The sequence below is a fragment of the Trichocoleus sp. FACHB-46 genome (assembly GCF_014695385.1).
GTDB lineage: Bacteria > Cyanobacteriota > Cyanobacteriia > FACHB-46 > FACHB-46 > Trichocoleus.
This window is the reverse complement of sequence record NZ_JACJOD010000025.1, coordinates 33,917-48,409: the sequence shown is the minus strand read 5'-3', so window position 1 is coordinate 48,409 and position 14,493 is coordinate 33,917. Positions and strand designations below refer to the sequence as shown.

Annotated in this window: 11 protein-coding genes; 6 read left to right on the top strand and 5 right to left on the bottom strand. The window is 49.2% G+C overall.

What is annotated here, in order from left to right:
* Window positions 1–111: 111 nt before the first annotated feature.
* Window positions 112–375: a ParB N-terminal domain-containing protein gene (locus H6F72_RS15165; RefSeq protein WP_190437126.1), complete on the bottom strand. Its 264-nt coding sequence runs from the start codon at window positions 373–375 to the stop codon at window positions 112–114.
* Between the two features lie 202 nt (window positions 376–577).
* Here H6F72_RS15165 and H6F72_RS15160 point away from each other — a divergent pair, with 202 nt between their 5' ends.
* On the top strand, window positions 578–2,314 hold the full coding sequence (locus H6F72_RS15160; RefSeq protein ID WP_242016956.1) for a SpoIID/LytB domain-containing protein: 1,737 nt from the start codon (window positions 578–580) through the stop codon (window positions 2,312–2,314).
* Window positions 2,315–2,468: 154 nt separating this feature from the next.
* Here the strand turns inward: H6F72_RS15160 and H6F72_RS15155 are convergent, their stop codons facing one another.
* Complete coding sequence (locus H6F72_RS15155) at window positions 2,469–2,768, bottom strand: ferredoxin (RefSeq protein WP_190437124.1); 300 nt, start codon at window positions 2,766–2,768, stop codon at window positions 2,469–2,471.
* A gap of 488 nt (window positions 2,769–3,256) precedes the next feature.
* On the opposite strand from H6F72_RS15155, the gene H6F72_RS15150 reads away from it, so the two are divergent.
* Window positions 3,257–4,279, top strand: a complete 1,023-nt coding sequence (locus H6F72_RS15150; protein ID WP_370527506.1) for a Gfo/Idh/MocA family protein — start codon at window positions 3,257–3,259, stop codon at window positions 4,277–4,279.
* Window positions 4,280–4,329: 50 nt separating this feature from the next.
* Here H6F72_RS15150 and H6F72_RS15145 read toward each other — a convergent pair whose 3' ends face one another.
* The gene (locus H6F72_RS15145) at window positions 4,330–5,319 is read right to left on the bottom strand and encodes a glycosyltransferase family 2 protein (RefSeq protein ID WP_190437122.1); all 990 of its coding nucleotides are present in this window, start codon (window positions 5,317–5,319) and stop codon (window positions 4,330–4,332) included.
* A 127-nt stretch (window positions 5,320–5,446) separates the two neighbouring features.
* Here H6F72_RS15145 and H6F72_RS15140 point away from each other — a divergent pair, with 127 nt between their 5' ends.
* From H6F72_RS15140 to H6F72_RS15130, 3 genes are all read left to right on the top strand, one after another.
* A complete protein-coding gene (locus tag H6F72_RS15140; protein WP_190437120.1) occupies window positions 5,447–5,917 on the top strand; it encodes a protein tyrosine phosphatase family protein in 471 nt (156 codons plus the stop codon).
* A gap of 255 nt (window positions 5,918–6,172) precedes the next feature.
* Complete coding sequence (locus H6F72_RS15135; protein WP_190437118.1) at window positions 6,173–6,865, top strand: hypothetical protein; 693 nt, start codon at window positions 6,173–6,175, stop codon at window positions 6,863–6,865.
* A 113-nt stretch (window positions 6,866–6,978) separates the two neighbouring features.
* The gene (locus H6F72_RS15130; RefSeq protein WP_190437115.1) at window positions 6,979–7,623 is read left to right on the top strand and encodes a hypothetical protein; all 645 of its coding nucleotides are present in this window, start codon (window positions 6,979–6,981) and stop codon (window positions 7,621–7,623) included.
* A 10-nt stretch (window positions 7,624–7,633) separates the two neighbouring features.
* Here the strand turns inward: H6F72_RS15130 and H6F72_RS15125 are convergent, their stop codons facing one another.
* Entirely contained in the window at window positions 7,634–8,974 is a 1,341-nt protein-coding gene (locus tag H6F72_RS15125; protein WP_190437113.1) for a pentapeptide repeat-containing protein, read from the bottom strand.
* A gap of 165 nt (window positions 8,975–9,139) precedes the next feature.
* Window positions 9,140–12,427, bottom strand: a complete 3,288-nt coding sequence (locus H6F72_RS15120) for a cadherin-like domain-containing protein (protein ID WP_190437107.1) — start codon at window positions 12,425–12,427, stop codon at window positions 9,140–9,142.
* A 258-nt stretch (window positions 12,428–12,685) separates the two neighbouring features.
* On the opposite strand from H6F72_RS15120, the gene H6F72_RS15115 reads away from it, so the two are divergent.
* A complete protein-coding gene (locus H6F72_RS15115; protein WP_190437105.1) occupies window positions 12,686–14,461 on the top strand; it encodes an N-acetylmuramoyl-L-alanine amidase in 1,776 nt (591 codons plus the stop codon).
* Window positions 14,462–14,493: the final 32 nt, after the last annotated feature.

The following is a 14,493-nucleotide window of genomic DNA, read 5'->3' as shown; positions in this document are numbered from 1 at the left end:
CCATCCAGCTTGCAACTAGATTATGCCAGTTAGATAGTCATCGCTAAATGTCAGGATGATAAATGTCAGGGTTAATACAAAAGGCAGTTTACTCGGTTGCTACTTTCAGCTTTAGGCCAGGTGCATCTGCAAAACTGAGCGAGGCGCACGACGAACGTTGCAGCGGATCATTTCATGACCCAAGCGACTACAAGCCTCGAAACGGTGGCAACCCGAGAACCCATAGTACTCGCCCTCAACTTCTAAAACATCAATGGGTTCTCTTAAGCCTTCTGCCTCAATAGAAGTCATCAAAGCGGCAACTTTAGCAGGGTCGTTTTGTCGAAACAAAGGACGACGAATTTTTTGGATGGGAATATTTTCAATTCTGGCCATCGGCTGCGGCGGAGAGATGATTGCTTATGTCCTAAATCATACTCATTCCGACTACGATTTGCAACATTTTTTATAATTTCTCTTGTCGCTGCGACTTGCTGAGCAGCCAGGAAAGAGATTGTTAAGCCTGATGAAAATTACGGATCTTTTTCCCTGTTTTTTTCGTCGAACTGCCGTATTCTGTCAAAGAAGTCTTCTTGCGATGCCGCGACCTGTGAGCCAACCGCTTCAACCCATTGCTTCCTCTAAAGCTAAAAACCCCAAGGTTCAGAGAAACCCACTGCGTCTCCCTTGGTTTGAGTTATCTGGTATGGCGATCGCTGCTTCCTGCTTAGCAGGCTTAGGAGTCCAGGCAGGAGTCTCTGCTGCGCCCCCAGAACCAGAGCTACAACTTGGCGTTGTGCAACGATTTGGCACCAAACCCACCGATGAACTAACTTTGCAAGCCCCAGCGGGCGATCGCCTGACCCTAACTTTTACGACAGGCCCCATCCGCCAAACCTTAAGCACTACCAAGGTAAAGATGGATGTGGTGATGCAGCCACTACCAGAACCACAAGTCAATGAACGAGTGGTCCTGAGTACTCACCGCAGCTTCGAGAGTGCTGAAGACAGCGCTGCCAAGTGGCAGGCTCAAGGGATTGAAGTTGAAGTCGCCCAGCCGGAACGCTGGCAAGTTTGGGCTAAGCGGGATGTGTACAGTTCCCCGCTCCTGCGGCGTTTACTACTGCAAAGCTTGCAAGACCAAGGTAATGCGACTGCGTATATTGATTCACAAGTTCTTTCCCAAGTCCCGAAAGCCTCGTTTATCGTAGATGGCTACCGCTACACCCGGGATCAGTTCCAAGTCAGTAGTAGTAGCAGTTTGGTTCAGGTCACGCCGGGCAGTAAAGAGAAAAACAAAAGTCCCGAACAAATAGCCAAAGAGCAGCAAACCAGTCGGCTTTATGCTGGAACAATACGCCTGCAACCCAACTCTTACGGCACCTATACTCTCGTTAATCAAGTACCTATCGAAACGTACTTGCGAGGCGTTGTGCCGCACGAAATTGGGGCTGGAGCCCCCCAGCCTGCGGTCGAAGCCCAAGCAATTTTGGCTCGTACTTACGCCCTACGCAACTTACGCCGCTTCGCGATCGATGGTTACGAGCTTTGTGCCGATACCCAATGCCAAGTGTATTGGGGATTAACTGGAACCGTGCCTGAAGCCGATCGCGCGATCGCAGCGACTCGGGGCTTGGTCTTGACTTACCAAAACGAACTCGTGGACGCTTTATACTCCTCGACCACAGGTGGAGTAACCGCGCCCTTTAGTGATGTCTGGAATGGAGCCCCTCGGCCTTACTTGCAAGCCGTGATCGATTCAGCCGCTAACATTTGGGATTTATCGCAGCGCAGCTTAGCCAATGAGCAAAACTTCCGGGCCTTTATTACTCAGCGTAAAGGCTTCAATGAAGAGGGGTGGGATATGTTCCGCTGGCGCGAAGAGGGCAGTTTACCTCGACTGACCACAGATCTGAAGCAATATTTGCAGAGCAATAAACATCCCTTAGCTGATTTCACAGCTATTCAACAACTCCAGGTCACCGAGCGATCGCCTGCGGGACGAGTGTTGAAGATGGTGGCACAAACGGATCGAGGCGCGATCGAGTTAGAAAAAGATGACATTCTCAACGCTTTCTACCCACCCAACAGCACCCTCTTTTACTTAGACCCCATTTACGGAGCCAACAAAGTTCTCAAAGGTTACGCCTTTGTGGGAGGAGGGCTGGGACACGGCGTAGGGTTAAGCCAAACTGGCTCCTACCGTCTAGGTAAGTTGGGCTGGACCAATCAGAAAATTTTGAGTTTCTACTATCCAGGCACTCAGATTCAACCGATTAGTCAAGCGCTGACCTTTTGGCGCACTCCGTCTCCCCAAACGGCTCCTAGAAGCTAAAAAATAAGGCAGGCAGTGCAACTCGCACTCCTGCCCACTCCCTCGACCAATATCATCTAAGTTCCTCTTTTAGCAAAAAGGTTTAGAACCTTGGTGAGAGCCAGAGAGAAATCAACCAATTAGCATTTCTCTCTGGCCCGACAAAACGAATTTTTTAGTACAGTTCTTCTTCTTGGTGGGTCAGGATGGTGCAATCAGAGGTGGGGTAAGCCACGCAAGTTAGCACGAAACCAGCTTCGATTTGATCGTCATCCAAGAAGGACTGATCGCTTTGATCAATGCTGCCGCTGGTAATCTTACCAGCACAGGTAGAGCAAGCACCAGCGCGACAGGAGTAAGGAAGGTCAATTCCCTGCTCTTCTGCGGCGTCAAGAATGTACTCGTCATCAGGAACTTCAATAGTGGTGTTGAGCCCTTCAGCTTCGTTGATCAAGGTGACCTTAAAAGTTGGCATGCAGTAGTCCTCTCTGTTCAATGAATCGGCACGTAAAGCCTGTAGAAAGGCGACTTCAGGCATCTTCCTGAGTAATGGCTTCCTTCATCAGCTTCACTTCTAGATACTACGGGAAAAATTAAAACTTGTAACACCAAATCAGGTGTTGGGTTGAATGGGATTCGTAATGAAATTTGGTCATTTGATCTACTTATACTTATGGGACGGGTAAAGGCTTGACTAAATGGCTTTTACCGGTTCCTTTCTCAGCCTATTCATTAGATTTATGGCTTAGAAGTAAGATGCTATGAGGGTTTAGCGGTTGACAAATGGAATTCTATTAGTCCCAAAATCAAGCGATAAATTAGTAAGAATTATCTGTTTTATTAGAATTCATTAACTACGCTAGTTAGTCGGGTTGGAGCTAAAACTATCTACCTGGATTAGAACAATTCGGTAATCTATAGATTCGCCATCTTGTTCATTAGTACTGACTTGGATTTGTAGCTGTGACCACGCATTTCTTCAAAGATATGGTTCCATTTCCCCTCAATGTAGGGTTGGTTGGGACTGGCTATGCCGCAAAGTTACGAGCAGAGACATTTCAAGCGGATTCGCGATCGCAACTAGTAGCAGTAGTGGGCCACGAGCTAGAAAGAGCCGTTGCCTTTAGCCAAACTTACCAAGCTGAGGCGTTGGACAATTGGTCAGCCTTACTCGATCGCCCGGAAATTGATTTGGTGGTGATCTGTACGGTAAATCGGGATCACGGAGCGATCGCCCGAGCCGCCCTAGAAGCAGGCAAGCATGTCGTGGTTGAGTATCCCTTGGCTTTGGATGTAGCCGAGGCAGAGATGCTGATTGCCCTAGCTAGAACCCAAAACAAATTACTGCATGTCGAGCATATTGAACTCTTGGGCGGCTTGCATCAGGCCCTACGGAAATCTTTGCCGCAGATTGGCTCCGTCTTTTACGCCCGCTACGCCACAATCAATCCCCAAAATCCCGCGCCGCAAAAATGGACTTACCAGCCAGAACTGTTTGGCTTTCCCTTTTTGGGTGCTACTTCCCGGATTCATCGCTTAACCGATTTGTTTGGCACAGTTACAACTGTAAGTTGTCAGGCGCGTTACTGGAGGCAACCTGAAGCCGATCAAGACTCTGGTTTATATCAGGCTTGCTTGTGCACCGCCCACTTGAATTTCGCCAATGGGGTGCTAGCTGAAGTCACCTATGGCAAAGGGGAAACCCTATGGCAATCGGCTCGTACCTTTGAAGTGCAAGGAATCCAAGGAGCTTTAGTCTTTGATGGCGATCGCGGCACTTTAATTCAAGCTGCTGGCGAGCAGGTGGTTGAGGTGGGCGGACGACGGGGTTTGTTCGCGAAAGACACAGCCAATGTTTTAGATCATCTCTATAAAGGCACTCCTTTATATGTGTCACCAGAGGCCAGTTTGTATGCTTTGAAAGTGGCAGACGCCGCGCGGCGATCGGCAGAGACGGGACAGGTAGTGGCAGTGGGTAGTGAGTAGGTAGTACTTAGCGGTTAACGGTTGGCTGGTTTCCTGCCTCATGTTGGCCGTTATCGACGCTCTGCGTGACCGTTAGAGATTACTTGAGGGCTGGGGGTCTCTGCTTCGTGGAATCCCTGCACTTCTGCAAGGGTGTAGAGGGGCCTACCTTTGATTTCCTCGTAGATGCGGCCAATGTATTCGCCCAGGATACCGATGCTGACCAATTGCACCGCACCCAGAAAAAAGACCGCCACAATAATAGCCGCGTAGCCAGTCAAAGGTGAACCAGGGGCAAAAAATCGCCAGTAAAGCACCAAAATTGCCATACAAAGCGCGATCGCCGCAGAAAATAGCCCAATATAAGTCGAAATGCGCAGCGGTACTTTGGAAAACGAAACTAACCCATTCACAGCTAGCCCCAAGGACTTGCGGAACGTATATTTCACATCTCCAGCAAAGCGAGGGTTCCGCTCAAACAAAATTGCGGTTTGCCGAAACCCGACCCACGATCGCAGCCCTCGAATATAACGATTTCGCTCTGGCATCGCATTCAGCACATCCACCACTTGGCGATCGAGCAAACAAAAGTCTCCCGTATCGGTGGGGATTTCGACATCGGCTAACTGCTTCAGGATGCGATAGAAAGCATAGGCCGTGAAACGCTTAAACCAACCTTCGCGTTGGCGCTGCGTGCGTTGGGCATAAACCACTTGATAGCCTTGCCGCCACTTTTCCACCATGTCGGGGATCAGTTCTGGTGGGTCTTGCAAATCCGCATCCAGAATCACCACAATTTGCCCACGGGCAAAGTTTAGCCCCGCCGTCACTGCAATTTGATGGCCAAAGTTGCGAGCCAAGCTCAAGTAGCAAACCCGCGCATCACGTTGGTGCAGCTCCCGCAATAGTTCCCAAGAGCGATCGCGACTGCCATCATTAATCAATATCAACTCCACTGGCCCATCCATGCGGTCCATGATGCTGCTAATGCGGCGATACAGCTCTGGGATGGTAGCTTCTTCGTTATAAATAGGAACTACAAAAGAATAGTGAGGGCGCATGATCCGTCTCTAGCCTGCCAGTACTTGCACGCTGACCTTGTGATGAATATACCCTTAGTTGCTATTACTCTGAGCGATCGCCCCGCGCTGATTAACCATAGACTCAGCAATAGATCAGGAGATTGAAATGAATACTCCTAAACTTGCAGAAATTCGAGCTTTCCTCAGCCTCTCTGACAAAATCGGCACAGCCGGGCAACCGAGTGTCGAGCAGTTCGTAGCCATTAAAGCCGCAGGTTACGAAACTGTGGTGAATTTAGCGCTATCCACCTCAACGAATGCGCTGCAAAACGAAGCAGAAATCATTACGAGTTACGGGATGGAATATATTCACATTCCAGTTGATTGGGAAAAACCGCAGGTTGAGGATGCTTTGAATTTCTTTGAGGTGATGGCAGCTAACCACGACAAAAAAGTGTTTGTCCATTGTGCTGCCAATATGCGGGTTTCAGCATTTATGTTTTTATACCGCACCCTTTGCCAAAATGTTGCTCCTGAAGCAGCACTCCAAGACTTACAGCAAATTTGGACTCCAGCACCGCAATGGCAAGCTTTTATTGAGCAAGTAACTACTCAATACCGGAGAAAAATTCTCTAGAAAATTATTATTTGCACCTTAATTTTCCTACTCCTTGAATTTATTTGTAGTGCAGGCATTCTGCGTGCTACAGACAGGAAGATGGGGTTTTGCGAAAAGCCTTTAATTCAGCCTGTATTTATATCTTCAGGGTTAATCATGCTTTAGAAATAGCGATCGCATGTGACTCTATGGAGGCGATCGCTCCGCATTCTCTTCAAAAAAAATTAAAACCAAAAAGAAATCTTCACCTCGACAAAAGGAGGAGAAAACTCTATGAAGAAAACTTCAATCGCTCGTTGGACAACAATTTGTCTTCTGTTATGGTTTGCGATCGCTTGTTCCACAAATCGTGCTTCGAATAGTTCGGTGGAGACTGCACAGAACTCCCAAAATCAGGTTCCAACTCCAACCTCAACTCCTGGAGCAGAGAGTAGTCCTACTAGGCCGTCTGAGCGCTCTCCGCAAACTGCTAGTTATGACACTACGTATGATCCGCAAACAGTGCAAGGCTATGGCGATGGGTCAGACCAATCCTCATTTATTGCCCAAATTAGATATAGCAACGTGCCTCTATGGGTTAGAGAATCTTTTTTTAAGCAAAAGTTGAATGAACGTTATGTCATGGTCTTTAGGGACATCAGACCTCTATATCTGCGAGGAGACTTTAACGGCGACAGCAAAATTGATATTGCCTTAATGCTGCAAGAAAAACCAGTTCAAAATGGCTTGAGTTCTCCTTTAGTGATGGCAATTTTTCAGGGTGGTACAGAGCAGGCAACTATCATTGATGATCCCGACAAGTTGGGTGCCGATGATATTTGGGCAGTCGTCCCTGAAGAAGAGATAGCTAAATATCCGTCAATCTCGGCTCTAGGAGAAGGAATTTTGATGGCAAAAGCAGCATCAGCTAGCCGCACGATCTACTGGGATGGTAAAGAATACAACTCTCTCCAAACTTCAGATTAGTAGCGAGGTAGAGCGATCGCTAAAGCTAAACAATGAGCACCAATAGCCATGCTTCTGGGGAACAGCAAAGATTTTAGTCTGTCCATAGAGGTTAGAACGAGTTGCAACAGCTTATGAGTGTGCAGACTGGATTTCTAGAGCAGCGATATAACTACATTCTTTCCAGCTTCATTGGCTTAGCCATCGCCTTGCTTGTTTTATCCGGGCCACTATTTATCTCAGTACCGATCGCTGCTTTTACAGTTGGTGTAGATGCTCAGCGTATTGTTCTATCAGGGCACCGTTTTCAGTGCATCGGACGAGATCCGGTAAAAACTTCTGCTAGATGTACAACTCATTTGAAAGGGCAGCTACTTGAACTTGAGTTCACTTATGGCCACCAAACCAGCACGGTTTTAACTCAGTGCAACGTCAAGTACGGTCAGCAGATACTAAAGTGCTCTGGTGGATATGATTACCGAGCTAGCTTTAGTAAACCCTTTGTTTACGTTCAAGACAACCTAGGATTAACTAGCTTTGAGCGTCGGATGCTGTGGTTAGAAAACCCACTGATTAATGTGTCTGAGAGCGACTGGCTCACCTTAAATAGAAAGTTTGCTTTAGTTATATCGATCTTGCTTGGGATAAGTATTTGGTTAAATGTAAAGCTCAAACGAGCTTGGCGAATTGTACTCGTGAGCCTCAGCATTCCATTTCTAGTGGTACCAACGGAGTCATTGATAGCGTTGGTACTTTTATTTACTGGATATGTTGATTAAAGATCAGGAGTTAGCGACCTAGCAGATTGGGAATGCCTTCGCAGCCGCCCATGATCGTATTTCTAGTTTTGGAACCGCCCCAAGCACAGCAGTAGCAGCGTTGATCTTCCGACAGCTTTACCCCCGTGAGATCGGCGTTTTCTACAACTGCCCCTGTATGCAGGCCAGCCCGGTAGTCAGGAGCCTCGGTGCGGCTGCGAGGAGTGGCAGTATCAAGGTTGCCATAGAACAGACGGGTGCCTTCTAGGTCAGCCTTTTGCAGCTTGGCTTCATACAAAATTGCTCTGGCTAAGTTGGCTTTTACTAGGTCGCAGTTGTTGAGATTCGCCCGGACTAAATTGGCTTCGCTTAAGTCAGTCCAGCGGAGATCAGTCCCAGACAAATCTGCCCCAGCCAGCATCACTCCCAAGTCAATGACTCGGACCCCATGAATTCGGTCTTCTTCGTAGCCGCCAACCCCATCCAAAATTGCTCGGCCCAACCGGCGATCGCGCCTTAATGGACTTAGCAGCTTGGCCCGCGAGAGGAACCGAATAATTTTGGCTTTTCCACCCGCATCCACACTGCTAAAGATGGCAGCCGTACGGCCCTCCGCGATCGCCCGTTCTTGGGGCCAATCTTCTAGCAACCCTTGGTCATCCAACACCAGATCTGAAATACCTTGGAAATAAGTGTCGATAGTTTGCTGTTGAGTAATAAGGTTCTGCTGGATTGTCAGGTCTTTAGAAATTACATACTGTCGCCAAGCAATATAAACCGCTAAAACCGCAATTAAAATCTGCCCTAACGCGCCAAAGACTTCGCCTAACGCTCCAACCGCATCCCAATTTAACTGATTGATCCAATTATTCAGGCGCTGATTGAAGCCAGTAAGTTGATAAAGACCCACCAGAGCTGCAATCAGTCCTACGGTGCCGATCCAAACCGATTGCTCTTGTCGGGGGAATAACTCGGCGATCGCAGGTTGCCAAACAGGCCACACCACCTGCAAAGACAGCAGCAAAGCCACCAAAGCCCCTGCCCAACCAAACCAAGCATTATCCAATCCAAACCCAATCAGCATGATGGCGATCGCGGCCAAGATCATGACGGAAGTAGCAGCAGTAGTCGCTGGCGAGCTACCCGGAACCCCTTTCTGAGACTGGGTATGCCGCACGACAGGCTGCCGCGACTTTTGTAACGAATTACTCGTTAGTGCCCCTAATGATTGGTTAGCCGCTAAGTTTTCTTGGTAAAGCTGATTACTCGCCGCACCATTAAGGCTGTTAGCGCCAGAGTTAGAGTCAGGTGAGCCGGGTTCCGGCGCAGACATAGGCGAGTGAGACTGAGATGAGTTGGGATTGCTGGTCATGCTGTTCAGTATGAAGCCTCAAAGACTCTGGGCATGGCTACTTGTATCCAAAATAGTAGCCAAATTTTAGGAGGGACGCGATCGCATTCGTGTTTATAAGCGAAAGCGAGGGCATACCTTCGCACACCCCCGCTGCTAATTAATCAATGCTTCAAGTGGTCGGAATTAAATTCCAGATCCGGTTCCGGGTAACGGATCGAGAACTATACCGCCGATGACAACTGGAAGCATGGCGGTTTCGGTACCACTACTAAAGGCACTACTACCGCCTACACCACTCGTGGTTAAGTCGATGGTCTCGCCGTTTTGGCCATCTGTGAGATCCCAAGCGTGGAATGTAAAGGTGGCGAGGCCAAGGAAATTAGGTTCTGGCTGGAAGCGAATCAGTTCTTCGCCAGCTAATAACTGAGCTGACTTTTCTGAAACTCCAGAGATATCCGTCCAATTACTGCCACTATCGAGGGAGTACTGCCAAGTGCCGCTAGCATCATTCGCTTCTGTGATGGCAATGCCTGAGAGGGCACCTACGTCCGAGTCCGTGACTTGGGTACCCAATAACTCAAACACCATATTACCGGGACTGTCGGTGGCAGTAGGGGCGATCGCCGTTAATAGAGGTGCAGCCTCAGGATTGAGCACAGGCGCATCATTGACTGCATTAACCCCGATGCGAACGGTGGCAGAGGCCGTAGCGTTGTTGCCATCCTTGACGGTGTAGCTGAAGCTATCGCTACCGTTGAAGCCAAAATTAGGCTGGTAGGTAAAGACCCCTTCCTCGCTAAAGGTGACAGTGCCTTGATCAGGCGTGGTAAACGAGACGAGGGTAAGCGGAGTATTTTCGACATCAGTATCGTTCGCAAAGGCGTTGAAGCTGGCGATCGCCGTGTCTTCATTGGTTGTCACAAAGTCATCTAGGGCGATGGGCGGAACATTCGTGTCCTTAACCACCGTGAGATTAACGTTGGCTACTGCTGTCGCACCTACACCATCTCGGACAGTGTACGTAAAGCTATCGCTGCCACTAAAGTCTGCCTTGGGCATGTAGAGATATGTGCCATTGCCAAAACCCATAACACTGCCATTCGTCGGTTGCGAGAAGCTAACGATCGCTAGTGGTTCTCCTTCCACATCAGAATCGTTCGTCAATAAGTTGGTGGCATTGAGCGTGAGCACTGTATCTTCATTGGTGGTAAACGCATCATTGCCAACAATGGGGATGTCGTTGACCGCATTAACGGTGAGCGTGACCACAGCTACTGCCGTTGCATTATTGCTGGTGCCATCTGTAATGGTGTAAGTAAAGCTATCGCTGCCACTAAACCCAGGCTCTGGGGTGTAAAGGTAGGTATTGCCGCCTCGATCGACTAATTGCCCCTTGGAAGCAGCGGTGAAATTGGTGATCAGCAGCGGGGTGCCATCTGCATCTCGATCGTTGAGCAGCAGATTGTTGGCAGTAATGGTCAGCGTGCCATCTTCATCCAAACTAAAGCTGTCTCCAGTCGCGATCGGCAAATCGTTAACTGAAGTCACACTGAGAGTCACCGTACTACTAGCGGTGCCACCATTGCTGTCGGTAACGGTGTAAGTAAAGCTATCGCTGCCGTTGAAGTTGGAGTTGGGTGTATACAGATAAGTGCCGTTATTGTTACCCACTAAACTGCCGTTCCCAGGTTGGGTAAAGCTAGTAATGAGCAACTCTCCAATCTCTGTATCGGAGTCATTGGCGAGTAAGTCTGTTGCGTTTAAAGTTAAAGCCGTGTCTTCAACTGTGGTCGCGGTATTGCTGCCGACAAGGGGCAAGTCATTGACCGAGTTCATCACTAGGTTGGCTGTAGCGATCGCCGAACTACCATTGCTATCTGTAACGGTGTAAGTAAAGCTGGCGCTGCCGTTGAAGTTGGGGGCAGGGGTGTAGAGGTAGTTGCCGTTGTTATCTCTGGCTAAACTGCCACTTGTAGGTTGAGTAAAGCTTGTAACTGTCAGCAGTCCATCTTCAACGTCCGAATCGTTCGTGAGTAAGTTCGCTTGGGTAAAGCTGAGGGATGTATCTTCATTTGTGGTCAAGCTGTCAGATCCAGGGGTTGGGGTGTCATTAACAGCTCCAACCGAGATCGTCACCGTTGCCGTAGCAGAACCGTCGAGGCCATCAGTCACAGTGTAGGTAAAGCTCTCTGTGCCATTGAAGTTGGCGTTGGGCGTGTAGACGTAAGTACCGTCACCATTCCCTACTACCGAGCCATTCGCAGGTTGGGTAAAGCCAGTAATGAGTAAGGTTTGGCCGTCAGGCTCAATGTCATTAGTAAAGAGAAGATTGCTGCTAATCGTCAGTCGGGTATCTTCGCTGGTGGAGACCGTGTCGTTAGTCGCGATCGGAACATCCGGCAATGGATTCACTAAGACACTTACCGTGGCGATCGCGGTCCCACCAAAGGCATCAGCCACTGTATAAGTGAAGGTATCACTACCGTTGAAGTTGAGGTTGGGTGTGTAGCTGAGGGTGCCGTCCTGATTGATGGTCACAGTGCCATTTGCGGCTGGACCGACACTGGCGATCGCGATCGCATCACCATTGCTATCACTAGTATTCAGCAAGCCATTGACGGTAATCGCCACATCTTCGTTGGTCGTGATTGCTTGATTGCCGACCACAGGAGCAGCATTGACTCCCAGACGGTTTTCCGCTTGGCCAAACAAGGCAAAATGCTCGAAAGCGCTTTTGAAGATTCCTGCTGCCACCGCTTGGGCAACATCGGTATAACGCGCCAAGTAAGCCCTCCCGTCAAAAGCCGGGCTCGGACTGCGATTTTCCCCTTGTCCAAACAAAGCAAAGTGCTCATAACCACTGTTGAAAGCGCCTGCTGCTACTGCCTGAGCTACATCGAGGTTCTGGGCTAAATAGTAGTCGCTATCAAATAAGGGAGTGGGGTCACGCCTCTCCACTTGGCCAAATTGCAGAAAGTGGCTCACTGCACTTCTAATCGTTCCTGCTGCCACAGCCTGAGCTACGTCAGGATTGGTGCTGAGGTAATAGTTGGTATCGAAAAACGGGCCGAAGCTCCGACTTTCTCGTTGCCCGAACTCCAAAAAGTGGTCATAGGCGCTGCTAAAGATGCCCGCTGCCACAGCCTGAGCCACATCAGGGTTTTTTGCCAAATAGTAGTTGCTATCAAACAGAAAAATTGGCTCACGTCCCTCTGTCTGCCCAAACTGCACGAAATGATCAATGGCACTAGGGATAGTTCCAGCAGCGATCGCTACACCAATATCCGGGTTGGTACTGAGGTAGTACTTGGTGTCAAAAAAAGCACTGGGGTCTCGCCCCTCTAAACGACCGAACCGAGTGAAGTGATCGAGACCACTGGTGAATGCGTCTGAAGCAAGCGCAAGAGCTACATCAGGATTCGTTGCCAGATAATAGCTTTCGTCAAACAGCTCAGCGAAGTTTAGGCTCATAGAATTCCTCTACTCAAAGGACATGGACGGTTTTGGGCGGAAATCTACGGTATTCAAACTACGGAAATTAAAGTTAAATTTATTACCAAAGCAGACTGCTTTACAGTATTCCTTATCACTCTGCAAGAGTATTAATGCTGGTTAAAGTACCATACCAGCTAGATTTAACAATCTTTTTGTTTTTTTGATGAAGTCTTCTTACTTGCAACACAAAACCCTAGGGAGACACAATGAACAAGGCCAAGGGACAGAAAAGATATGAACAGAATTTTGGGATGGACAGCGATTGGTGTCGGAACTTGTAGTGCCGTCTTGTGGCAAACCGTGACAATAGCAGCACAACCGCTGTACCTGGCCTACCCACCGAATAACCATGAGACCACTAGCGATCGCATTTTCTTAATTGGCACCGCTCCCCCCTCTGGAGAAGTGCTGGTCAACGATCGCCCAATTCAACGCAGTGCGGCAGGGCATTTTGCGCCTACGTTTCCGCTGCAAGTTGGCGAGAATTTATTCACCCTGCGCTACCAAAACCAAACCATTCAGCTCAAGGTGACTCGTCAAGCCGCTCAGCCAGAAGTGCCCACTGGGTTAAATTTCGCCAAAGATTCTTTGACTCCTGCTGTTGATATCGCTCGTTTGCCTGGAGAATCTATTTGTTTTGGCGCGATCGCGCCACCGCAAGCTCAGGTCAGCGTCAAGCTCGGTAACCAAACGATTCCGTTACAGGGTCAAACCCAAGCGGTGAATCTGCCAGAAAACTCGGCGGTGCTGACTCAGCAAAACCAACCCACCATTGGCTCCGCGATCGGGCAATATCAAGGCTGCACCACCGCAACTACCCCTGGAAATTTAGGTCAACCACAATTTCAACTCAGTTCCAAAGGGGCGAGCACGACGCAAGCGGCTCCTGGCAAAGTCACTATTTTGGCCCCGAATCAACTGGAAGTGGCAGAGGTGACAGCCGAGGCAGGCACCACTCGCACAGGCCCCACTACTGACTACTCTCGTCTCACTCCCTTGCCGAAAGGAACGCGAGCCGCTGTGACAGGCAGAGAAGGAGATTGGTTGCGCCTAGATTATGGCGCTTGGATCAACCAAAAGGAAACGCGACTGGCGTCCAGCACAGTGCCACTACGATCGCTGATCCGCAGCATTAGTTCTCGTCAGGTTCCTGGATGGACAGAAGTGGTGTTTCCCTTGCAAGCCCCTGTGCCTGTGAGCGTGCAACAGGGCGATCGCACTTTTACCCTCAATCTTTTCAACACCACCGCCCAGACGGACACTATCTATGTCAACCCCGATCGCCTAATTTCTCGACTAGATTGGCAACAAGTTGCTCCAACTCAGGTACAGTACACCTTGCAACTGAAGTCAGATCAACAGTGGGGTTATAAACTGCGGTACGAAGGCACCAGCTTGGTCTTGTCCTTGCGCCATCCTCCCCAAACATCTCAGAAATCTAAAAACCGATCTCTACAGGGCATCACCATCCTGCTCGACCCAGGCCATGGCAGCCCCAACGATTTAGGATCGAAAGGCCCCACCGGATATCCCGAAAAAGATGTGACGCTGGTTATTTCTAAACTGGTACGAGAGCAGTTGCTCAAGCGAGGTGCCACCGTCTATATGACCCGCGAAGGCGATGAAGACCTATATCCCCAAGATCGGGTAAACCAAATTAACAAACTAGAACCCGCGATCGCCCTTAGCCTGCACTACAACGCCCTCCCAGACAACGGTGACGCGATCAAAACCAAAGGTGTTTCCACGTTTTGGTACAATCCCCAAGCCAACAGTCTCGCTGTGTTTCTGCATGACTATCTCGTAGAAAAGCTCGATCGCCCTTCCTATGGAGTCTATTGGAATAACTTAGCTTTAACTCGTCCGACCGTCGCTCCTGCGGTCTTGCTCGAATTGGGCTTCATGATTAACCCAGAAGAATTCGAGTGGATTGTCGATCCCAAGGCGCAGCAGAAATTAGCTGAGGCGATTGCGGCTGGGATTACCGAGTGGGTGCAGTCGAGCAAATAATTTGGAATTCAGCGATCGCTCTTTGACTATAA

Bases quoted from the DNA above. Each gene is read 5' to 3' on its own strand.
- H6F72_RS15165 (WP_190437126.1), bottom strand. From the start codon at position 375: ATGGCCAGAATTGAAAATATTCCCATCCAAAAAATTCGTCGTCCTTTG.
- H6F72_RS15160 (WP_242016956.1), top strand. From the start codon at position 578: ATGCCGCGACCTGTGAGCCAACCGCTTCAACCCATTGCTTCCTCTAAA.
- H6F72_RS15155 (WP_190437124.1), bottom strand. From the start codon at position 2,768: ATGCCAACTTTTAAGGTCACCTTGATCAACGAAGCTGAAGGGCTCAAC.
- H6F72_RS15145 (WP_190437122.1), bottom strand. From the start codon at position 5,319: ATGCGCCCTCACTATTCTTTTGTAGTTCCTATTTATAACGAAGAAGCT.
- H6F72_RS15140 (WP_190437120.1), top strand. From the start codon at position 5,447: ATGAATACTCCTAAACTTGCAGAAATTCGAGCTTTCCTCAGCCTCTCT.
- H6F72_RS15135 (WP_190437118.1), top strand. From the start codon at position 6,173: ATGAAGAAAACTTCAATCGCTCGTTGGACAACAATTTGTCTTCTGTTA.
- H6F72_RS15130 (WP_190437115.1), top strand. From the start codon at position 6,979: ATGAGTGTGCAGACTGGATTTCTAGAGCAGCGATATAACTACATTCTT.
- H6F72_RS15125 (WP_190437113.1), bottom strand. From the start codon at position 8,974: ATGACCAGCAATCCCAACTCATCTCAGTCTCACTCGCCTATGTCTGCG.
- H6F72_RS15120 (WP_190437107.1), bottom strand. From the start codon at position 12,427: ATGAGCCTAAACTTCGCTGAGCTGTTTGACGAAAGCTATTATCTGGCA.
- H6F72_RS15115 (WP_190437105.1), top strand. From the start codon at position 12,686: ATGAACAGAATTTTGGGATGGACAGCGATTGGTGTCGGAACTTGTAGT.